This is a genomic window from Variovorax sp. J22R115, assembly GCF_030317005.1.
Taxonomy (GTDB): Bacteria; Pseudomonadota; Gammaproteobacteria; order Burkholderiales; family Burkholderiaceae_C; genus Variovorax.
This window is the reverse complement of sequence record NZ_JASZYM010000005.1, coordinates 104,876-124,569: the sequence shown is the minus strand read 5'-3', so window position 1 is coordinate 124,569 and position 19,694 is coordinate 104,876. Positions and strand designations below refer to the sequence as shown.

The window sequence follows — 19,694 nt, the reverse complement described above, 5'->3', positions numbered from 1 at the left end:
GCTGTCCAGGCAGCGCGGCGCCGGTTCGTGTGTTCCCCGAGCTTGCAGTCCAACCACAAGAAATCCCGGAGACAAACCCATGCAAAAGAATCGTGTCCAGCTCCTGGCGCTGGCAACCACCCTCAGCCTTGCCGCGTGCGGTGGCGGCGGCAACGGAGGGGCCTTCCTCCCGATCGCGGCAGCCCCTGCGCCCGCCCCTGCCCCTGCGCCGGCGCCCGCGCCCGCGCCGGAAGAAAAGCGCGCGCAGGACGACCGCAGCTTCGCACCCGCGGCGCCGACGGCGACCACCTTCGACCCGCTGGCAGCCGATGCCGGCGACACGGTCGACAACACCACGACGAGCCGCTGGGCCGGCGTGCTGGGCGCCGCCGCCTACCGCGTCGAGGTGCCGGCCAACTGGAACGGCAAGCTCGTGATGTACGCCCATGGCTATGCCGGCGTGGGCAGCGCACTGGGCGTGAGCAATCCGTCGATCCGCCGCTACCTGATCCAGAACGGCTACGCCTGGGCCGCATCGAGCTACAGCAAGAACTACTACGACGTGCGCGTGGGCGTCGAGGACACCAACGCACTGGCCCTGGAGTTCAACAAGATTGCAGCCGCGGCCGGCCGCACGCTGGCGGCGCCGAGCAAGATCTACATCACCGGCCACTCGATGGGTGGCCACATCACGGCCGCGGCCATCGAGGACGAGGCGTTCGCGACGGCCAACCACAAGGTCAAGTACAACGGCGCGGTGCCGATGTGCGGCGTGGTCGGCGACTCCGAACTGTTCGACTATTTCGCCGCCGCGCAAGTGACTGCGCAAGCCCTGGCCGGCGTGCCGAAGTACCCGTTCACCAGTTGGGCGGACATCGCGGCGCAGGTGACGGGGACCTTGTTCTCGAGCTTCCCATCCCCCGCAGCCCCGACGGCCGCCGTCACGCCCACGGCCACGGGTGCGAAGTACGCATCGGTGATCAAGAACCTCACGGGCGGCGAGCGGCCGTTGTTCAACCTCGGCTTCGCGAATGGCGGAACCTTTCCCCTCGTCTGGGGCGTGTTCGGCGGCGATGGCACGGTCAACGGCATTCTCAACAAGAGCGGCGTCGACACGAACCGCTTCACCTACGTGATCGACGGCGACACGGCGGGCTCCGCCGCCCTCAACGCAGCAGCCCTCAAGCTCACCGCCGAGGCAGACGCCAATCGCCTCCGCAGGGACGGGCTGCGCTGGATCCCCAAGGCCAATGGCGAGTTCAAGATCCCGGTCGTCACCCTGCACACTCTGGGCGACATGTACGTGCCATTCAGCATGGAGCAGATCTACCAGAAGCGTGTTGCGGCCAAGGGCAATAGCGGATGGCTGGTGCAGCGGGCGATCCGCGGGGCTTCGCATTGCGATTTCACCGTCGCGGAGCAGGTCACCGCATTCGACGACATGATCAAGTGGGAGCGTGACGGCGTGACGCCGAGCGGCGACGACGTCGTGACGCCGGCGACCGTCGCGCAGCCGAGCTACGGCTGCACCTACACGAAGAACGTCTTCGGGCCGGACGACGTGACGAAATCCACGAAGGACTTGCGTGCCGCGATTGCGGCTACCGCCGCCTGCCCGTCCTGACCGGCACGCATCCGGCGTGCTGCCGGCGTCGACAAAGGCCCGCCTACCACGACGCCGGCAGCTTCTTCAGAATCACCATCCGCCCGTCGCGCTGCCCGACATAGCCACCGGCGGTGAGTTCCTTCATCACCCGGTTCACCATCTCGCGTGACGAGCCGACGCGGTCGGCAATGTCCTTCTGCGTCAGCTTGTGGCGCAGCACGCGTTCGTCGCCGACCGGTTCGGACAGTTCCGTCAGCACGCGCACCATGCGGCCGTAGACGTCCTGCAGCGCGATGCTGCGCACCTGCTCGGTCAGGCGCCTCACCATCCGGATCAGCTTGCGGGTCAGGTGGAATGCGAAGTCGGGGTTGTCCGCGAGGAACTGCCGCAGCTCCGAACCCTGAACCACCCGGCAGATGCACGGCTCGATCGCCTTGATCGATGCCGAGCGCCTTTCGCCATCGATGGAAAGCTCGCCGAAATAGCCGCCGGGACCGTACTCGGTAAGCACCAGTTCGCGGCCGTCGTCCGAACTCGCGTAGACCTTCACCCGCCCGCTGAGAACGATATAGAGCGAATCGGTCGTATCCCCCTCATTGATGAGGATCGCGTGCGCCGGGAACGAGCGCGTGTGCCCGTGCGGCGCGATGGCGTCGAGCAGGGACTGCGGCAGGCGGTCGTCGGGGCCTTCGACGGGGGAGCTCATCGAACAATTATGGGACGACGCGGAGGGGATGTGACCCATGTCACATCCGCGCTGCGCACTGTTTCCTCGCGGAAACGGCGGGCTTTGCATAGATTCCGTCCTACAACCAGGGAAGAACCGATCTCACACCTTCGCCCCGTCGAGCCTGCCATGAAGACCACCCTCAAACGCTGGCCCATGCTGATCGCCCACAGCATCGGCATGCGCCTGATGGAGATCGGCCTGGCCCAGGCCCGCGCAGGCGTGGCCCTCCTTGTCTTCGCGGTAGTGCTGCTGGGCATGCTGACGGGTTGCGCCAGCCTGCCGGACAACGTCCCCCGGCCCGCCTCCCAGACGATCACCGACGTGTCCGCGACCCGACTTGCCTCCGTGGCGGCGGCATCGATGCCCGCCGATGAGCCGCAACTCTCGGGCATGCGTCTGCTGCCGGCAGGCGACCAGGCCTTCGAGGCGCGCATCGCCCTCGCCCGTGCCGCCGAGAAGTCGATCGACGCGCAGTACTACCAGATTGCCGACGACACGTCGGGCCGGCAGTTCCTTCGAGAGCTGAGCGATGCAGCCGCCCGCGGCGTGCGCGTTCGCATCCTGCTCGACGACCTGCACGCCACCGGCGAGGACGCGCTGCTGGCCGGCCTCGCCGCGCAGCCCAACGTCGAAGTGCGCATGTTCAATCCGCTGCCCGTGCGCAACGGAAGCGTCCGCTCGCGCGTGCTTCTCTCGATGCACGAGTTCTCGCGCATCAACCGCCGCATGCACAACAAGCTGTTCATCGTGGACAACGCCTTTGCCATCAGCGGCGGCCGCAACATCGGCGACGAATACTTCGGCCGCAGCGAACCGGCCAACTTCATCGACATGGACATGCTCTCCACGGGCCGGGTCGTGCCGGAGATGGCGGCGGTGTTCGACGCCTACTGGAACAGCCAGCACGCCTACCCCATCGAGAACCTTGGCGCGCCAGCCGCCGACGTGGCGGCCGCGCGGCGCCGTTTCGAGCAGTCCGTCCGGGACGCCGGCGTGGTGGCGATGCCGATCAGGGCGCGCGACTCGCTGGACCAGAGCAGCGTCGCCACGCAACTGGCCGGCGGCCGCGTGGACCTGCACATGGCGGCAGTGCGGGTGGTGGCCGATGCGCCGCGCAAGGTCGATGCGGGCAACGGATCGCTGACGGACGGCGTGGTCATGGACGGCAACCTGGACCTGCTGCAGTCGGCGCGCTCGGAAGTGCTCCTGGCGTCGCCCTATTTCATCCCTGGCCGCCGCACGATGGAAGTGCTCCAGCAGGCCGCTGATAGCGCCGTGAGCGTGTCTGTCATGACCAATTCGCTCGCGACGACGGACGAGCCGCTGGCACATTTCGGCTACGCGCGCTACCGCGTCGCGCTGCTGAAGATGCGCGTCGCGCTCTACGAGTTGATGCCCGATGACGACGACGACGAACGGGCGTCCATCGCCGATGGCCCGCACGGCTCGCTCGGTCGCCTGCATGCCAAGCTCGCAGTGGTGGACCAACGCTGGCTCTCCATCGGATCAATGAACATGGATCGCCGCTCGGCGCACTCCAACACCGAGATGAGCCTGATCATCGACAGCCCGGCGCTGGCCGCCCAGGTCACGACGCTCCTGCGCACCGAGCGGATGCCGCAGAGCTACCAGGTCCGCTACACGGATGACAGCCAACGCCTTCAGTGGGTCGAACAGAACGGCCGGAACCCGGTGGTGTACGCCGGCGAACCGGACTCAACCTGGGGACGGCGGCTGCGGCTTTCGGTGCTGGCGACCCTGGTCGACGAAGATCTTCTTTGATCCGGATCCGGGGCGCCGGAACTTCGATGCTCACCTCGATCGGGCCGGGCACGCCAAATTCCTCCGCCCCGAAATCGAGCTTGCCGAGAAGATGGCACGCGCCGCTGATCGTCTGGCCGTCATGGCGATGGAAGATCGTCAAGTCGGGGCCAGGCGCCCAGCAGATCAGGTCGCCGACCTCGTAGGACCGGGTGTGCGTGCCCCGGCCCGAAATCGCGCCGGGGAGCGGGCCGAACTTCTCTCGCCTGAATAGATCGTGCATCGTGATCGTCAGCGGCAGCATGGCAATGAATTCATGCGCAGTGGCGTTGTCCTGGAGGGTTGCCGGAAACACCCGGCCGTTCAGTTTGAGATGGATCTTCATGAGGGACCTCAGGTGCTCGTTCGGCCCAGTTGAAGCTCGCGCAGGCGTTTGACGTCGCGTGCGGGAGGCAGGCCGAAGAAGCGGCTGTATTCGCGATTGAACTGTGACTGGCTCTCGTAGCCGACGCGGTGGCCGGCGGTGGCGGCGTCCACGTGTTCGCTGATCATGATGCGCCGCGACTCCTGCAGGCGCAGTTGCTTCTGGAACTGCAACGGGCTCATCGCGGTGACGGCCTTGAAGTGCTGATGCAGCGACGACACGCTCATGTGGACTTCATCCGCCAGGTCTTCGACACGAAGCGGCTCCTGGAATCGCATCGACAGCACGCTGATGGCCTGGGCGATGCGCTGGCTGTGGCTGTCCACCACGGCCATCTGGGCGAGCCGCCAGCCATCGGCCGACTTCAGCAGGCGGTACAGGATCTCGCGGGTGATCAGCGGGGCCAGGGCCGGCACGTCCTCGGGCGAGTCCAGCAGCCTGACCAGTCTCAGTACGGGATCGAGCAGCGTAGTGGACAGTTCACCGGTGAAGATGCCCCGCTGCGATGCCCGCATCGGGAGAGTCTCGCCAAGCTGGAGGTCGAGCGCGAGGGCCGCGATGTCCTTGACGTCGAAACTCAACCGCAGGCCCAGGTACGGCGCCTCCGGCGACGCATCGATCACCTGGCCCGACACGGGCAGGTTCTGCGACACCACCAGGTATTGGCTGCTGTCGTAGATGTAGACCTCGTCGCCAAGAAGCACCCGCTTGCTGCCTTGCGCCAGCACGCAGAAGGCCGGCTCGTGGATCGCGTGGACCGGGTGCTGCATGTGCGAAGCCCGGGCCAGAGTCAGGCGCGGAACCGCCGTCTCGCGCGCGCCATCGGTGACGGTGATCCGGTCGATCATCGCGGCAAGCTCGGCTCTCATGACGGTGGTCTGCAGTTGATCGACGGGGCGATCGCCGCGCAGTGCATTGGAGGTGGATGTCAGCATGGAGCGGAGCTTAGGCATCTCGCCGCCGCTTGTCTCGACTCCCGCGAGTCAACCGGAGGATCGTGCAAACATCTTCAACGATCCTGCAAGGGACGCCGTCCATACCCTGCGCTCGACAGTGGGGCTTGTCGACCTCGATAAGATCTGCGGCCTGTCCCCGTCCACACGATCCCCCAGCTATGAAGTACAAGTCGTCCGAAGAGTTCATGCACGGCGCCGCCGCGCGCAATCCCGGCCAGCCCGAGTTTCTGCAAGCCATTGCCGAGGTAACGGAAAGCCTGTGGCCGCACATTCAGCGGCATCCCAAGTATGCAGAACACGGACTGCTGGATCGCCTGATCGAACCGGAGCGGGTCATCATGTTTCGCGTCTCCTGGGTGGATGATCACGGCGAGGTGCAGGTCAACCGCGGCTACCGCATCCAGCACAGCTCGGCCATCGGCCCCTACAAGGGCGGGCTGCGCTTCCATCCCTCGGTCAATCTGTCGATCCTGAAGTTTCTCGCCTTCGAGCAGACTTTCAAGAATGCGCTGACGACGCTGCCCATGGGCGGCGGCAAAGGCGGCTCCGACTTCGATCCAAAGGGGCGCAGCCCTGGCGAGGTCATGCGCTTCTGCCAGGCCTTCGTGAGCGAGCTGTTCCGTCACGTCGGCGCCGACCGGGATGTTCCGGCCGGTGACATCGGCGTCGGCGCGCGCGAAATCGGCTTCATGGCCGGCATGATGAAAAAGCTCGGCAACAGCGCCGACTGCGTCTTCACCGGCAAGGGACTGAGCTATGGCGGTTCGTTGATGCGGCCCGAAGCCACGGGCTATGGCACCGTTTACTTCACCGAAGAGATGCTCAGGCAAAAGGGCCAGACCCTCGAAGGGCTGCGCGTCAGCGTCTCGGGCTCGGGCAACGTGGCGCAGTTCGCGGTCGAGAAGGCCATGGCGCTCGGCGCCCGGGTGGTGACGGTGTCCGACTCGAGCGGCACGGTCTACGACGAAGCGGGTTTCACGCAGGACAAGCTGGCGCAATTGATGGAAGTGAAGAACCATCTGTACGGGCGCGTCGACGACTATGCCCGTCGCGTCGGCGCCGAGTTCCATGCCGGCGAGCGTCCGTGGCACATACCGGTCGACGTCGCCCTGCCCTGCGCCACGCAGAACGAACTCGACGGCAAGGATGCCGCCACGCTGGTCCGCAACGGCGTGCGCTGCGTCGCGGAGGGCGCGAACATGCCGTCCACCATGGACGCGATCCGCACCTTCGAAGGCAGCGGCGTCCTGTTCGCGCCCGGCAAGGCCAGCAACGCCGGCGGCGTCGCGACCTCGGGCCTCGAAATGAGCCAGAACGCCATGCGGATTTCGTGGCCGCGCGAGGAAGTGGACACGCGGCTGCACGGCATCATGCGCAGCATCCACGAGGCCTGCCTCCAGCATGGCCGGCGCGAGGACGGCACGGTCAGCTACGTGAATGGGGCCAACGTCGCCGGATTCGTGAAGGTGGCCGACGCGATGCTCGCGCAAGGGGTCATCTGATCGCTGGCCCCGGGGGCCGGTCGTGGATGCTCAGATGGTGACCAGGTCCACGATGCCGTACCCGATGATCGCCAGCAGACCCAGAATGCCGGCCATCATGAGCGGCGTGCCCCAACGCGTCGCTCGCGCGGCAAAGCCCACCGTCATGACGCCTGCCGCGATGCACGTTGTGATTGCGGCAGTCTGGAGCGTGAATTCAGGCATCCGTCGATGCTACCCGGAAGGCCCGCTGCGCGAAAAGAACGTCGCGCGGCACTCCGCCACCCCACAATGCGAGGTCCGTCGCTGCAGCTCCTGCCGTGCGCATCCTCCTCATTTCCGACCTGCACTACACGCTGCCCCAGCTCGATTGGGTGGTCCGGGTCGCGCCATCCTTCGATCTGGTGGTGCTGGCGGGCGATCACCTGGACGTGAGTTCGCCGGTTTCGCTCGACGCGCAGTCGGTCGTCCTGCTGCGCTACTTTTCGCTGATGAACCCGGGTCATTCGCTCGTGCTGGCCTCGGGCAATCACGACCTGACTGGACCGGACCGGCATGGTGAACGGGCGGCGCTATGGCTGCCGGAAAGCCGCCGCGACGGCGTCTTCACGGACGGCGATTCGTTGGCGATCGGCGACACTCTGATCACGATCTGCCCCTGGTGGGACGGGCCGGCGGGCCGGGCCGCCCTCGAAGAGCAACTGGCCGTGGAGGCACAGAAGCGACCGGCCCGCTGGGTCTGGATCTATCACTGGCCTCCGCTGGGCTCGCCCACCTGCTGGACCGGCAAGCGCCACTATGGCGACGCCGATGTGGCCGAGTGGATTGCACGCTACCAACCCGAACTCGTGCTGACCGGCCATGTCCACGAGCCGCCATTCAAGCGGGCGGGTGCCTGGGCCGACCGCATCGGTCCCACCTGGGTGTTCAATGCCGGCAGGCAGATCGGGCCGGTGCCCGCGCACATCGTGATCGACCTGGCAGCGGACACCGCGTCATGGCGCTCGATGATGGGCGAGGAAGCGCTGGAACTCGGCGCCGAACAGGCGCCCGCGCGATCGGTTTTCTGAGGCGCTCAGTAGTCGGGGTTTGGCTCTCGCACCGAGCCGGGGCGCGCAGCCGGGCCCTGACGGTGCGTCAGTTGATCAAGCACTTCGGAGACCATCGCCAGGCCGGGCGCATCGCCGTACTGGTGCTTCAGGTCGACGAGATAGGTCGTGGCGAAATCCAGGCGCTCTGCCAAACCTGCGGCGATCAACCGGGTGATGGCCGGCTCGCTGACCAGCAAGGCGCGACCATCGGCGGCATGGCGGAGGATGCTCGGTGCACCCGCGACGACCGTGGCCGTGTACGGCGAATTCAACAGCAGCGAGATCTCGCCGATCGCCGCGCCCGGCCGGCTGATCGACGTGATCGCCATGCCTGCCTTGCTGATGTGCAGCGTTCCCGACACGAGAATCCACAGACCGTCGCCGGACTCGCCCTCGCGCACGAGCGTGTCCCCGACTGCCAATGTGATTTCAGGCAGGCCTGCAGTGCGTTGCAGCAGTTCGTCCATATCGACCTCAAGGCCAGAGCGACGATAGCCGATCGAGCACCGCCCTGTCCCATCGCCCCAGATCCGCAGCCGCGTCGTAAGTCGATTGAAGGAACGCCAGGAGCGCGGCGTCCGGGTCCGCAGCCAGACGGACGGCCTCGTAGGGCAGGATGAACTCGCGCATCTGCGTGTCGTAGCGCGCACCCGCGGGAAGGACCGCATGGCTGGCATAGCCCGGCGGCTCCGGATACGCATAGGCATAGAACGAAGCTTCCGCAACAGGACCTCCGCCGGGCCAGAACCCGCAACTCGCGCACTCATGCGAATAGGCCTCGACCATGACGTGGTCCGGACAGTTCGGAACGCCACCCGGATGACGCGGCGCCGGCCGGCCGGAGAAGCGCGTGGCCGCCAGGTCGAAGGCGCCCCAGAAGAAGTGCGCCGGACTCTGCTTGCCGCCGAAGCGCCCCCGGAAGCGCTTCAGCACGCGATCGGCCTGCGCGACGATGCGCCACCACCGGTGCGCCGCATCCGGGTCGTAGGATGCGTGGGTCCGGTCGTCGGCGAAGGGAACGGCGGTCTCGACCTCCACCGGCGAGGCCATGAGCTTCGGCTCGACGCCGAGCGCCCGCAGTGCCGACTGGTATTGGGCAAACCAGTCGGCGACGGACATGGGCGCCAGGGCAAAGCCGCGCTCCGCGCCGTCGCTGCATTTCAACGCCAATGCATGCGAGATGAAATCGAACTCGACCGAGAGGGTTCGATCGCCGCACGGCATGGCCGAGGTCGTCAGCCCGCGCGGCGTGACATAGAAAGCGACCTGCCACCAGTGGTTCTCCATCGGCGCGAGCGCCAGGCGCGTCTTGCCGACGATCTGCGTCCACATGTGCAGCGTGGCGTAGGTATCGCGCCACTCGGAGAGCGATAGCGCGGGCCAGGCCGGGGATGTCTGCGCTGCGTTCATGGCATCGGGCCTTTCAGCGTCTACTTCTTGTCGCGGTTCTGCGGCAGTTCCTTCACCGCTGCGAGCATCTTCTCGACATGCTTGTCCGGGTTGAGGTTCTGGTAGTGGGCGGCGACCGTTCCATTGGGCGCGATCACATAGGAGATGCGGTTGGCGTAGTCCGGGCGCGTCTGCATCAGCGCGTCGAAAGACTGGCTGATGGACTTGGTGGCGTCGGAGGCGACCGGGAACTTGCCCTGGCAGGCCTGATTGGAGAACTTGGTCAGCGTCTCGATGTCATCGGTCGACACGCCGATCACCGTGGTGCCCAGCGCGGCGAACTTGTCGATCGCCTCGGCGAAAGCATGCGCCTCGAGGGAGCAGCCCACAGTGAAGGCCGCGGGGAAGAAATAGACGACGACCGGCCCTTTGGCCAACGCCGCCGACAGCGAGTAAGTGAAGGGCTTGCCGCCAAGCGCGGCGGGTGCGCTGAATGCCGGGGCAGGCTGGCCGACATCGAGTGCAGCCTTGGCGGGGGCGACGACGCCGAAAGCAAGCACCATGAACGCCGAAGCAACTGCTCTTCCTGCCAATGACTTCATGTCTTCGTTCCCGGTGGGTGGACAGGTCGCATGTTATTCCGAGGAGATCGAAAGGGAGTATCTGCTCCCGTCTGCTATCAATAGCGACGAAGGAAGCCGTTGGCGGGCGCCAGCCACTCGAACTCATCGGCATCGAGTCCGGAGGACGGATCACCACTGCCGGTGAAAAGCGTCCTTTCTTCCTCCAGCAGGAAGCACGCAAGCCACTCCCCCTGGCCCGGCTGGCGCAGCACACGCAAGGTGCAGCCACCGAGATCGATGCGGTGTCCATGCGGCAGCGGCGCACCGTGCAGCGCCAAATTCCATCGCACCGGCCCAGGGGCGGATGCCCGCAACGTGGCCTCGTGGGCCACATCGCCCTGCCCGCCATCGATCAATGCCCACTCGTTGCGGTCCCCGCCAACAAAGTAACTGTTGACCAGCGCATCTCCGCACAAGGCCGTCACCCGCAGCACGCGCGGCGACAACTGCATCGCCAGCCCCGCGGCGAGCTCATACCGGCCATGCCCCAGACCTTCGGGATCGATGCGAGACAACTCGTCATAGGCGGGCTCGCCCGGATTCACCGGCCTGCGACCACCCGGCCCGTCCGCAATGCGCGGCATGATCAGCGGGATGTCCCGCGCGCCGCGCGCGTATTCCATGCACGCTTCGGCGGTGTCGAAATTCGCGAGTTGCAGAAGAATCCGCCGCTGGACATTCATCAGTTTGAGCCCGCGCGCGGGATCGACCGCGTCGGCAGGACGCAGCCACATGTGCTCGACCGTTTCGCGCCCGTCCGGTCGGGCGCTCTGCCGCCGCGGTGCCAGCGCCACGAAGAAACGGGTGTCGAATCGACGCGGCATGCCGAGCGGCGTGAGCCAGTGGCTGAAATAGGCCAGCCGGTCGACCGCAAGCCGCCAACCGCGCTCGGCGCACAGTTTGCGCAGCGCATCGGCACCCTCTTCCACCGCCAGGCGCAGTGCGATGAGTTCCTGAGGCGCCATCTCATCGAGTTCCACCAGCCGGCCATCCGCATCGCCGGCGAAGAGCAATCCGGCCTCTTCAAAGCACTCGCGCACGGCTGCGGCGTAGTAGTCCAGGCCGTTCTCGGGGATGCCCAGCCGCAAGGAGGCCGCCGTATCGTCCATGCCATTGCAAAGCGCGTGTAGCGCGCGGTCCTGCGCATCGAGCGTGCCGCCGGGGAAGACGCTGGCGCCGCTGTTCTGGTCGGCCTCTTTCTCGGCCCGCCGCAGCATCAGCACCTCCATGCCGGAGGCGCCATCGCGCAGGACGATCAGGGTGGCGGCGACGCGCACAGGGCGCGTCGGGGCGGTCGGTGGGGATGGGGTAGGCGTTGTCATGAGCGCCGCATGTTTTACCAGCAAGCGCCCGTGCAACCCGTCGCGGTCACGACGCCATCGCCTCGTCAGTTTTGGGGAGGCCAGCGAATGTCGGTTGCCTCACACTCTTCTCGTCGACGGAGGTGTCGTGGTCAAGAAGATTCAGCTCAACGAAGAACAGTGGAAAACGCTCGAGGCCCTGCGTGAGGCCCATGCCCGGGGCTGCCCGACCGATTCGATCAAGATCTCCGAGCGGCTGAGGTCGAACGGGCTGGTCGCGTCGGACCGACATGGCTACAAGTTCCTGACCGAACAAGGACTCCAGCGCCTGAACCAGGGCCGCTGAGCGCGCGCCCCGCTGGCCCGGCCCTCAGTCCGCGAGACGCAAGCCCTTCTGGTTGACGCTCTCGACGATCTCCCGCAGCGAGTTGCGGCCCAGCCGCGAGAGTGCGAAGAGCTTCCTGGCGGGAACGCGGGTCACGTCCCGCACCGTGTGCAGCTGATTCACGCGCAGGACGTTGGTGGTGCGAAGCGACAGCTTCAGGACGGCGATGTCAGCGTCCAGGACCGGGTCGGCGGCAGATCGGGCGATGACGGTGGCGGGACGATGATCCATGGTGTGACTCCTGAAAACGATGGCTGGAACTTGCACAGTTCGTGCCATCGCGCGAGAGGCATGAAACATGGGCGTTTCATTGGAGAATTCGCCAAATTCGCCTGAAATCGAAACAGTGCGCTTGCCCAAGTTTTCTACATCTGCATAAGTTTTATGCAGGGTTTTCCAGACCGAGCCTTGCCCCGATGAAATCCAGGAAGCATGTGATCCGCGCCGATAGTTGCGTGTTGCGGTAGTAGACCGCGCTGATCGGCTGGCGCACTTCCACCGTGTCACGCGCCAGCACCTGCACGAGGTCGCCACGCACCGTGTCGGCGGCCGTCATGTAGCCGGCGAGGCAGACGATACCGACGCCCTCCAAAGCCAGTTGCCGCAGCGTCTCGCCGCTCGACGCCGTGAGCGCCGGCGTGATGGGCCACTCGTCGCCGTGCCCACCACGCAACGGCCAGCGATTGAGCGACTCCGGCTGCGTAAACCCGAGCAAGGTGTGGCGGGCCAGGCTCGCCACGCTCTTAGGACGCCCCTGCGCCGCCAGATAGCCCGGGCTCGCCAGCACGCGCAGCCGGCTGGTCGCGATCGGGCGCGCATGCAGCGTCGAATCCCGCAGCTCGCCGATGCGGATCGCGATATCGGTCCGACGCTCGAGCAGGTCGATGTTGAGGTCGTCGGTATCGAGTTCCAGGTCGATCTGTGGAAACGCCTGCCTGAACTCCGCCACCAGCGGCACGATGGCATGCAGCATGAAAGGCGACGCCGCATTCACGCGCAGCCGCCCCGCCGGCTTCTGCCGGCGCGCAGCCATCTGCTCTTCGGCCTCGTCGATCGAGGCGAGGATGGCGCGGGCGTGCGCCAGGAAGGCGCGTCCCTCCTCGGTCAGTTCTAGCCGGCGCGTGGTCCGGCGCAGGAGGGTGGTGTCGAGCTTGCGTTCGAGGCGTCCGAGCGCACGGCTGATGCCCGAGACGGTCTGACCCAAATGCTCGGCGGCGGCGGTGATCGAGCCGCCGTCGACCACGGCAGTGAACGCCTGCAACTCATCGACGGTGGTCTTCATGAACTTCCTTACTCAGGTCGGATTGTTGATTTCAAGTCAAATATATTCTGATCAGAAGACCGTTTTTCTGCAAAGGACGCAGCCTCACACTCCTGCCTCTCACAAGGAGTGCCTTCATGCCCATTGCCCTGCTTGCGCTGACGATCAGCGCATTCGCCATCGGAACGACGGAGTTCGTCATCGTTGGCCTGATTCCCACCATCGCGGCGGACCTGCAGATCGGTCTTCCGTCGGCCGGCCTGCTGGTCAGCCTCTATGCGCTTGGCGTCGCGGTCGGCGCGCCCGTGCTCACCGCCCTCACCGGTCGGCTGCCGCGCAAGGCATTGCTGCTGGGCCTGATGGCGCTGTTCACACTCGGCAACCTGCTTGCATGGAAGTCGCCGGGCTACGAATCACTGATCGCCGCGCGCGTCCTGACCGGCCTGGCACACGGTGTGTTCTTCTCGATCGGCTCGACCATCGCCACCGGCCTGGTGCCCAAGGAGAAGGCCGCGAGCGCCATCGCGATCATGTTCACCGGCTTGACGGTGGCGCTGGTCACCGGCGTGCCGCTGGGCACATTCATCGGCCAGCACTTCGGCTGGCGTGAGACTTTCCTCGCCGTGTCGGGCCTGGGGCTGGTCGCCTTCGTGGGAAGTGCCTTCTTCGTGCCGAACAACATCCGTCACACGCCACCGGCTTCGCTGGCGCAGCAGTTCAGGGTACTGGCCGAGCCGCGCCTCCTGATGGTCTACGCCAAGACGGCCATCGGCTATGGCGGCTCGTTCATTCCGTTCACGTTCCTCGCACCAATCCTCCAGGAGGTCTCGGGTTTCAGCGCCGGCGCGGTCGGCGGGGTCATGCTGGTCTACGGGCTCTCGGTTGCGGCCGGCAACATCTGGGGTGGCAAGCTGGCCGACAAGCTCGGACCCATCCCCGCGCTGAAGATCATCTTCGCGCTGCTGGCGGCGGTGCTGCTGATGCTCAGCATCGCCGCACCGCACAAGTGGCTCGCGCTGGCCACCGTGCTGCTCTGGGGCGCCGTCGCCTTCGGCAACGTGCCCGGCCTGCAGGTCTACGTGGTGCAACAGGCCGAGCGGTACACGCCGGATGCGATCGACGTCGCCTCGGGCCTCAACATCGCGGCCTTCAACCTCGGCATCGCCGGCGCGGCCTGGGCCGGCGGCCTCGTGGTCACGCACCTTGGCCTGATCCATACCGCCTGGATCGGCGCGCTGGTAGTGCTGGCAGCACTCGCACTCACGGCATGGAGCGGCCGTCTGGACCGCATCTCCTCGCCTTCCATCGATTTCAACCAACCAAGGACTTCCTCATGAGCAGCATTCCTCCATTCGGCCTCGGCACCTTCCGTCTCCAGGGCCAGACTGTCATCGACTCCGTCAAGAACGCACTCGATCTCGGCTACCGCCTGGTCGATACCGCGCAGATCTACGACAACGAGGCGGACGTGGGCCAAGCCATTTCCGAAAGCGGCGTGGCGCGCGATGCGCTGTTTCTCACGACCAAGATCTGGACGGCCAACTACGCCAAGGACCGGCTCATCCTCAGCCTGAAGGACAGCTTGGCCAAGCTGCGCACCGACCATGCGGACCTGACGCTGATCCACTGGCCTTCGCCCGGCAACGCCGTGCCGGTCGCCGAGTTCATGGGCGCGCTGGCGGAAGCCAAAACGCAAGGACTCACGAAGCAGATCGGGGTCTCGAACTTCACCGTCGACCTGATGCGCCAGGCAATCGCTGCCGTCGGTGCAGCGGAGATCGCGACCAATCAGGTCGAATTGCACCCCTATTTGCAGAACCGCAAGGTCGCCGACTTCGCGCACAGTCATGGGATCTCGATCACCTCTTACATGACGCTGGGCTACGGTTCGGTGCTGAAGGACCCGGTGATCCAGGCCATCGCAGAGGCGCACCAGGCGACACCCGCTCAAGTCACCCTGGCGTGGGCGATGCAGCTCGGTTATGCGGTGATCCCGTCATCGACCCGGCGGGCCCACCTGGAAAGCAACATGAAAGCGCGGCAACTCCGCCTTTCCGACGACGAAATGGCGCGGATGGCCGCTCTGGACCGTAACAGCCGCCTCACCAGCCCCGAAGGCCTGGCTCCCACCTGGGACTGACGGCGCCGCTCAGCCGGGACTTACGACCAGTTGGTTGTCGACCGTGGCCACGCCGTTCACGGCCTTGGCGATGTCGCCGGCTCGCGCCTTGGCGGCCGCATTGGGGGCAGGCCCGGCCAGCCGCACCGTGCCAGCCTTCGTCTCGACATCGATGCGCGTGGCACTCAATTCCGGGTCCTTGGCGAGGGCGGACGATACCGACAGCGTGATCGCCGCATCGTCCGTCGTGGATACCGCCGCCGTGCCCAAGTTCTTCAGGGCGTTCTTGACGGCCGCCGCATCCTCCTTCACTTCGGGCGAAGTGACGTAGGCCTTGGTCTTGTCTCGCGCGACTTCCGCCAGTTCGGCGGCCTTTCGCGCGGCGGCAACGGTCGCCTGCTCGGTCTTGTCGGCCGCAGAGTCCAGTTGCCCGCTTGCGGATTCATTGCCAGCGCGATCGGTGCATGCGGCCAAGGCCAAGGCGCAGGTCGCCAGCAGCAGAGCGGATCGACCGCGCATCCCTTCGAACGTCCGGTTCGGATTCGTCATTCGGCATCTCCTTTCGCCGAAGACCTTAGGCCGTTGCACCGCTTCCAGGGTGCTGGCTGCGCCGCAAACCCATGTAGGCGAATGGCACTGCGCGCCCCCAGTCGGGCGCGCCATGCAGGGGCGCAGACCGAACCTTCAGCCGCATCTCGCGTGATGGAAGCAATTGGAATTATGTTGCCGACTGTTACATGCAAATCTTTCAATTAGGAAAGAAGTACGCCAAATAGTCGTCACCGTCTACAACCGATGTAACAGCCCCCTTGAGAACTAATACACATTAAGAAAGGATTTGAAAGAACGCTTGCTGCGTAGGAACCATCCCACGTACAAACCCTCATCTTTTAAAAACTTGAGGTTTTTTGTTTGAAATCCATAGATAAAAGCTCTCTACTGCTTCTTATTGCAGCAGGGACGTTGGCGGGTTGTGGGGGTGGGAGCGGCAATGACAGCGGCTTGGGCGCCGCTGGGATGAGCGCGAGCGCTGCGACCGTCGCTGATTCCAGTTCCGCCGTGAATGGCACCCTGGTTGCCGATTCCGGCGGAGCTGCCGCCGCCACGACAAAATCCGCGGGCAAGTCCGAGAAGGTGACCCAGCTTGCCAAGGAAGGCGAGATCTTCACCGTGCCGGTGTACACGGATGTGCGCTTCGGCAGTGGCAACAATTGGACAAGCAGTGGCATCCCGCCCAACATGGCGGTCATGTGTCACGTCGACATCTTCGGCAACCCGGGCGTGCCTGCCCCCCGGGTCTGCGTGACAGGGACTGCCGACGCTCCGGCCCCGGCACCTGCGCCCGCCCCGGCCCCGGCCCCGGCCCCGGCGCCGGCACCTGCGCCCGCTCCGGCCCCGGCTCCGACCGGCTGGGTCCGCGTGGCGGTCGAGGGTCAGATTTTCACCGTGCCCAAGTACACGAACGTGCGTTTCGGCAGCGGCAACAACTGGAAAAGCAGTGGCATCCCGGCCAACAGCCAGGTCATGTGCCACGTCGACATCTTCGGCAACCCGGGCGTGCCCGCCCCCCGAGTTTGCGAAGCGGCAACGACGGCACCGGCACCGGCACCTGCACCTGCACCTGCACCTGCTCCTGCTCCTGCTCCGGCACCGGCACCTGCACCTGCTCCTGCTCCTGCTCCGGCACCGGCACCTGCTCCGGCCCCGGCTCCCGCACCGGCACCGATCGTCGGAGACGTCGTCGACTCTTCCTTCAACGTGATCGCCAGCTCGTACCGCAACACGGCTGCCCAGTTGAGCAAGGAAGCCGGTATCGAGTACCGCTATGGCCCCAACGCCGCCGCCTATGGCGTCGGCAACAGCGGCCGCCCGACCTTGTATGCGCGGGATGCCCGCACGCAGCTCGGTTCGCCGGCGCCGAGCCATCCCTTCTACTGGCAGGTCGGCGGTCCGCCGTCCTCGAGCGCGGGCGCCTACTCGACCAACCAGGCCAACATGGTCTTCGTGGCTGACAACCCCGCGCAACGCATCGGGGTGGCCGACTTCCAGGTGTCGGGCTACATGTTCAACACCTTCGCGCAACTGCCTCAGCTGGGTTGGACGCGCGCGGCCGTCTCCGGTGGCGGCATCGACGGCATCAACGCGATGGCCTTCAAGGCGTCGGGCGTGGCGACCGGCGAGCCGATCGCCGTGGGCCGCTGCACGGGCCGCTCCGGTTTCTGCAATGAGAGCCTGGTGGCCTACCAGAACGGCGTGATCGCCACCGCGGGCAGCAACACCTCCGCCAACCAGGCCTCGGTGAAACTGCCGGCCAACAAGGTGCCGACCGCGATCGCGATGACGACTCAGAGCGAATTCGCGCTGGTCACGGTCTGGGACACGACGGCGCTGAAGGGCCAGGTCGCGGTGATCGCGCTGGCTGGCCTGTGCGACGGCTGCAACCCGTACAGCAACGGCAGCCCGCGCTCCTACTACAAGTGGTGGAACGAGTGGATGGCCACCTACCCCGGCCTGCCGAACATGGGCAACATCGCGTTCATGAAGATCCTCGGCTACATCGATCTTCCGGGCATGAATGCGCCGACCGAAATCGCCGCTACCACCGGCCTGGACCAATTCCAGACCTTCGTTGGCGCCGACTTCATCGGCTACGACAACACGCCGCTGTCGAGCAACTGGAGCAAGTTCACCGGCTCGGGCGTGAACGCCAACCGCTACGCCAAGGGCGGCATGGCGGTGGTGATCTCCAAGTCGGAGCAGAAGGCCGCGTTCATCGACCTCAAGCCGCTCTTCAACCACGTCAACGGCGTCTACTTCAGCGCCAACGTGACGCAGACGAGCAACCTGGGACAGGGTGACAGCCAATGGCCGTATACCTTCGCGAACACGCCGTCGCAAACGCCGACGGTGGTCAAGACGGTGTCGCTGTCGGCCAAGCCCACGGCGGTGAAGACCACCGTGTTCGGCAGCCCGCAACGCGCCTGGATCGCGACGCAGGACGGCACGCTGCACATCTACAGCATCGACGGCTACGCGCCGGGCGGCACGGCGGCTTCGCCGTCGGCGAGCGCCATTGCCGAGGTGGGCACCGTGACGGGCATTGGCCGCAATCCGACCTCGCTGGGCACCTCCAAGGGTGAGCCGACCAACAGCAGCATCGAGCCGCTGAACCAGCAGATCCTGGTGGCCTCGCGCGGTGACCGCAAGGTCTCGTGGGTTCGCTTCGCGAGCAACGGCAACAGCGGCACGATCGTGCGGACCCTGCAGGACACGCGCCTGGTCGACCCGATCGCCGTGGAAGATGCGGACAACTTCGCCAACGCCGGCTACGTGACGAGCGTGATCGACTACGCCGGCAAGGCGGTGCGCAACTACCGCTACGGACCGGTGATCTTCTCGGACGGCGGCGCGTGCCCGAGGCCCAATGGCTGCGCGGTCACGCCGACCACAGCGGGCGGTGTCACGTACAACATCGAGTACGCCGGCGCGATGGACGTTCCAGGAGAACCGTTCCAGATGACGACGACCAACGTGCCCTGACACGCGCACTGCAAGCGCCCATCCAAACGGCCCGCCTCGAGCGGGCCGTTTTTTTGCACGCGCAGAATCTCGCCATGAAAAGCAGACGTCTTGTTCTCGCGGCGGCCCTGGCCGTCCTCGCAGGCCTTGCGGCCTACTGGTACTGGTCACCATTTCTGGCTGTGCGTCAGTTGCAGACGGCAGCACAGGAAGGTGATGCCGAGACCTTCAACGCGCATGTGGACTACCCCAAGGTGCGCGAGAGCCTGAAGGGCCAGTTCTCCGCCCTCGTCACACGGAAGCTGGGCACTCAGGACTCCGGCAATCCTTTTGCCGCGCTGGGCAGCCTGATTGGACTGGGCTTGGTGAACCAGCTGGTGGATGCGATGGTGCGCCCCGAGACAGTGATGGCGGCCATGAAGAACGGGCACTTGGCCAAGCCCGCTCCCGCTCCAGCGCCTGCACCTCAGCCTGGGGGCGAAGCGCCCTTGGCCAGCACAGTCACCCCGCCATCGAGCCCCCAGGCACCTGAGAAGAAGGCCCGTTGGGCCATCGACCGCCAGGGCGCCAACAGGATGACCGCCTATGCCGTGGATCCGGCAAAGCCAGACGAGCCCAATTCAGAGCGCCTTGGACTGGTCTTCGAGCGAAGCGGATTCGTCGACTGGAAGCTCACCGAACTCCGCATGCCCGCATCGACCTTTGGAAAGTAGGAGGTGCTGCTCAGTACTTGATCGTCACGCCGGCCTTGACGCCCGCATTGTTCTTTCCGTCCGAGAAGGCGCCCGCGGAGTAGGAGCGCTTGCCGCCCGTGCTGGCGCCCAGCGAATACGTGGGGCGCTCCTTGGATGTGTCCACGCCGCCGGACACCCCACCCCCGTCGGGCCGCTCCATGCCAACGGTGGCGCCCTTGGTGTTGACCGCGCTCTCGGTCGGTGACAGGTTGGGATTGATGTAGACCGTTCCCTTGTCGTCGCTGTCGATGGGCAGCTTCAACTCCTCCGCGCAAACGCCGATGCAGCACGCGGTCGCGCCAATGAAAGCAATGATGGATCTGCTCATGGCCAGC

At 65.8% G+C, this 19,694-nt stretch carries 20 protein-coding genes and 1 pseudogene; 9 read left to right on the top strand and 12 right to left on the bottom strand.

The window, feature by feature from the left end; genetic code table 11:
- The first annotated feature begins 79 nt into the window (after window positions 1-79).
- Window positions 80-1,603, top strand: coding sequence for an alpha/beta hydrolase (locus QTI04_RS10410; protein ID WP_286615513.1), 1,524 nt, complete (start codon window positions 80-82; stop codon window positions 1,601-1,603).
- 43 nt (window positions 1,604-1,646) lie between these two features.
- On the opposite strand, the gene QTI04_RS10405 is transcribed toward QTI04_RS10410, so the two are convergent.
- A complete protein-coding gene (locus tag QTI04_RS10405; RefSeq protein ID WP_286598684.1) occupies window positions 1,647-2,291 on the bottom strand; it encodes a Crp/Fnr family transcriptional regulator in 645 nt (214 codons plus the stop codon).
- Between the two features lie 150 nt (window positions 2,292-2,441).
- Here QTI04_RS10405 and QTI04_RS10400 point away from each other — a divergent pair, with 150 nt between their 5' ends.
- Window positions 2,442-4,097: a phosphatidylserine/phosphatidylglycerophosphate/cardiolipin synthase family protein gene (locus QTI04_RS10400; RefSeq protein ID WP_286615512.1), complete on the top strand. Its 1,656-nt coding sequence runs from the start codon at window positions 2,442-2,444 to the stop codon at window positions 4,095-4,097.
- Between the two features lie 34 nt (window positions 4,098-4,131).
- Here QTI04_RS10400 and QTI04_RS34280 read toward each other — a convergent pair.
- Window positions 4,132-4,461: pseudogene (locus tag QTI04_RS34280) on the bottom strand (cyclophilin-like fold protein); the annotation flags it as partial.
- A gap of 8 nt (window positions 4,462-4,469) precedes the next feature.
- Entirely contained in the window at window positions 4,470-5,435 is a 966-nt protein-coding gene (locus tag QTI04_RS10395) for an AraC family transcriptional regulator (RefSeq protein ID WP_286615510.1), read from the bottom strand.
- A 179-nt stretch (window positions 5,436-5,614) separates the two neighbouring features.
- On the opposite strand from QTI04_RS10395, the gene gdhA reads away from it, so the two are divergent.
- Complete coding sequence (gene gdhA, locus QTI04_RS10390) at window positions 5,615-6,958, top strand: NADP-specific glutamate dehydrogenase (protein WP_286615733.1); 1,344 nt, start codon at window positions 5,615-5,617, stop codon at window positions 6,956-6,958.
- Window positions 6,959-6,988: 30 nt separating this feature from the next.
- Here gdhA and QTI04_RS10385 read toward each other — a convergent pair whose 3' ends face one another.
- Window positions 6,989-7,162 (bottom strand): hypothetical protein, encoded by a 174-nt coding sequence (locus QTI04_RS10385; RefSeq protein ID WP_286598688.1) that lies wholly within the window; start codon window positions 7,160-7,162, stop codon window positions 6,989-6,991.
- A 95-nt stretch (window positions 7,163-7,257) separates the two neighbouring features.
- On the opposite strand from QTI04_RS10385, the gene QTI04_RS10380 reads away from it, so the two are divergent.
- Entirely contained in the window at window positions 7,258-8,007 is a 750-nt protein-coding gene (locus QTI04_RS10380; RefSeq protein WP_286598689.1) for a metallophosphoesterase, read from the top strand.
- A 5-nt stretch (window positions 8,008-8,012) separates the two neighbouring features.
- Here the strand turns inward: QTI04_RS10380 and QTI04_RS10375 are convergent, their stop codons facing one another.
- From QTI04_RS10375 to QTI04_RS10360, 4 genes are all read right to left on the bottom strand, one after another.
- Complete coding sequence (locus tag QTI04_RS10375; RefSeq protein WP_286615508.1) at window positions 8,013-8,495, bottom strand: Crp/Fnr family transcriptional regulator; 483 nt, start codon at window positions 8,493-8,495, stop codon at window positions 8,013-8,015.
- A 7-nt stretch (window positions 8,496-8,502) separates the two neighbouring features.
- On the bottom strand, window positions 8,503-9,438 hold the full coding sequence (locus tag QTI04_RS10370) for a DUF5996 family protein (protein ID WP_286615506.1): 936 nt from the start codon (window positions 9,436-9,438) through the stop codon (window positions 8,503-8,505).
- A 20-nt stretch (window positions 9,439-9,458) separates the two neighbouring features.
- On the bottom strand, window positions 9,459-10,019 hold the full coding sequence (locus tag QTI04_RS10365; RefSeq protein ID WP_286615504.1) for a peroxiredoxin: 561 nt from the start codon (window positions 10,017-10,019) through the stop codon (window positions 9,459-9,461).
- Window positions 10,020-10,096: 77 nt separating this feature from the next.
- Window positions 10,097-11,362 carry an NUDIX domain-containing protein gene (locus QTI04_RS10360; protein WP_286615503.1) on the bottom strand — a complete coding sequence of 422 codons (1,266 nt, stop codon included), beginning with the start codon at window positions 11,360-11,362 and terminating at the stop codon, window positions 10,097-10,099.
- A 127-nt stretch (window positions 11,363-11,489) separates the two neighbouring features.
- On the opposite strand from QTI04_RS10360, the gene QTI04_RS10355 reads away from it, so the two are divergent.
- Window positions 11,490-11,687 (top strand): hypothetical protein, encoded by a 198-nt coding sequence (locus QTI04_RS10355; RefSeq protein ID WP_286615502.1) that lies wholly within the window; start codon window positions 11,490-11,492, stop codon window positions 11,685-11,687.
- A 24-nt stretch (window positions 11,688-11,711) separates the two neighbouring features.
- Here the strand turns inward: QTI04_RS10355 and QTI04_RS10350 are convergent, their stop codons facing one another.
- Entirely contained in the window at window positions 11,712-11,957 is a 246-nt protein-coding gene (locus tag QTI04_RS10350; protein WP_286615500.1) for a DNA-directed RNA polymerase subunit alpha C-terminal domain-containing protein, read from the bottom strand.
- Window positions 11,958-12,108: 151 nt separating this feature from the next.
- Complete coding sequence (locus QTI04_RS10345; protein ID WP_286615498.1) at window positions 12,109-13,008, bottom strand: LysR substrate-binding domain-containing protein; 900 nt, start codon at window positions 13,006-13,008, stop codon at window positions 12,109-12,111.
- 116 nt (window positions 13,009-13,124) lie between these two features.
- Between QTI04_RS10345 and QTI04_RS10340 the strand changes: the two genes are divergently transcribed.
- Window positions 13,125-14,324: an MFS transporter gene (locus tag QTI04_RS10340; RefSeq protein ID WP_286598698.1), complete on the top strand. Its 1,200-nt coding sequence runs from the start codon at window positions 13,125-13,127 to the stop codon at window positions 14,322-14,324.
- Entirely contained in the window at window positions 14,321-15,127 is an 807-nt protein-coding gene (gene dkgB / locus QTI04_RS10335) for a 2,5-didehydrogluconate reductase DkgB (protein WP_286615497.1), read from the top strand. Before QTI04_RS10340 ends, dkgB begins: the two co-directional genes overlap by 4 nt.
- A gap of 9 nt (window positions 15,128-15,136) precedes the next feature.
- On the opposite strand, the gene QTI04_RS10330 is transcribed toward dkgB, so the two are convergent.
- The gene (locus QTI04_RS10330; RefSeq protein ID WP_286615496.1) at window positions 15,137-15,655 is read right to left on the bottom strand and encodes a BON domain-containing protein; all 519 of its coding nucleotides are present in this window, start codon (window positions 15,653-15,655) and stop codon (window positions 15,137-15,139) included.
- A gap of 510 nt (window positions 15,656-16,165) precedes the next feature.
- Here QTI04_RS10330 and QTI04_RS10325 point away from each other — a divergent pair.
- Together QTI04_RS10325 and QTI04_RS10320 are read left to right on the top strand one after the other, a co-directional pair.
- Window positions 16,166-18,646 (top strand): hypothetical protein, encoded by a 2,481-nt coding sequence (locus tag QTI04_RS10325; RefSeq protein ID WP_286615495.1) that lies wholly within the window; start codon window positions 16,166-16,168, stop codon window positions 18,644-18,646.
- A gap of 74 nt (window positions 18,647-18,720) precedes the next feature.
- Complete coding sequence (locus QTI04_RS10320; protein ID WP_286615493.1) at window positions 18,721-19,338, top strand: DUF2939 domain-containing protein; 618 nt, start codon at window positions 18,721-18,723, stop codon at window positions 19,336-19,338.
- A 10-nt stretch (window positions 19,339-19,348) separates the two neighbouring features.
- Here the strand turns inward: QTI04_RS10320 and QTI04_RS10315 are convergent, their stop codons facing one another.
- Entirely contained in the window at window positions 19,349-19,687 is a 339-nt protein-coding gene (locus tag QTI04_RS10315) for a hypothetical protein (RefSeq protein ID WP_286615492.1), read from the bottom strand.
- Window positions 19,688-19,694: the final 7 nt, after the last annotated feature.

Bases quoted from the DNA above. Each gene is read 5' to 3' on its own strand.
- QTI04_RS10410 (WP_286615513.1), top strand. From the start codon at position 80: ATGCAAAAGAATCGTGTCCAGCTCCTGGCGCTGGCAACCACCCTCAGC.
- QTI04_RS10405 (WP_286598684.1), bottom strand. From the start codon at position 2,291: ATGAGCTCCCCCGTCGAAGGCCCCGACGACCGCCTGCCGCAGTCCCTG.
- QTI04_RS10400 (WP_286615512.1), top strand. From the start codon at position 2,442: ATGAAGACCACCCTCAAACGCTGGCCCATGCTGATCGCCCACAGCATC.
- QTI04_RS10395 (WP_286615510.1), bottom strand. From the start codon at position 5,435: ATGCTGACATCCACCTCCAATGCACTGCGCGGCGATCGCCCCGTCGAT.
- gdhA (WP_286615733.1), top strand. From the start codon at position 5,615: ATGAAGTACAAGTCGTCCGAAGAGTTCATGCACGGCGCCGCCGCGCGC.
- QTI04_RS10385 (WP_286598688.1), bottom strand. From the start codon at position 7,162: ATGCCTGAATTCACGCTCCAGACTGCCGCAATCACAACGTGCATCGCG.
- QTI04_RS10375 (WP_286615508.1), bottom strand. From the start codon at position 8,495: ATGGACGAACTGCTGCAACGCACTGCAGGCCTGCCTGAAATCACATTG.
- QTI04_RS10370 (WP_286615506.1), bottom strand. From the start codon at position 9,438: ATGAACGCAGCGCAGACATCCCCGGCCTGGCCCGCGCTATCGCTCTCC.
- QTI04_RS10365 (WP_286615504.1), bottom strand. From the start codon at position 10,019: ATGAAGTCATTGGCAGGAAGAGCAGTTGCTTCGGCGTTCATGGTGCTT.
- QTI04_RS10360 (WP_286615503.1), bottom strand. From the start codon at position 11,362: ATGACAACGCCTACCCCATCCCCACCGACCGCCCCGACGCGCCCTGTG.
- QTI04_RS10350 (WP_286615500.1), bottom strand. From the start codon at position 11,957: ATGGATCATCGTCCCGCCACCGTCATCGCCCGATCTGCCGCCGACCCG.
- QTI04_RS10345 (WP_286615498.1), bottom strand. From the start codon at position 13,008: ATGAAGACCACCGTCGATGAGTTGCAGGCGTTCACTGCCGTGGTCGAC.
- QTI04_RS10340 (WP_286598698.1), top strand. From the start codon at position 13,125: ATGCCCATTGCCCTGCTTGCGCTGACGATCAGCGCATTCGCCATCGGA.
- dkgB (WP_286615497.1), top strand. From the start codon at position 14,321: ATGAGCAGCATTCCTCCATTCGGCCTCGGCACCTTCCGTCTCCAGGGC.
- QTI04_RS10330 (WP_286615496.1), bottom strand. From the start codon at position 15,655: ATGACGAATCCGAACCGGACGTTCGAAGGGATGCGCGGTCGATCCGCT.
- QTI04_RS10320 (WP_286615493.1), top strand. From the start codon at position 18,721: ATGAAAAGCAGACGTCTTGTTCTCGCGGCGGCCCTGGCCGTCCTCGCA.
- QTI04_RS10315 (WP_286615492.1), bottom strand. From the start codon at position 19,687: ATGAGCAGATCCATCATTGCTTTCATTGGCGCGACCGCGTGCTGCATC.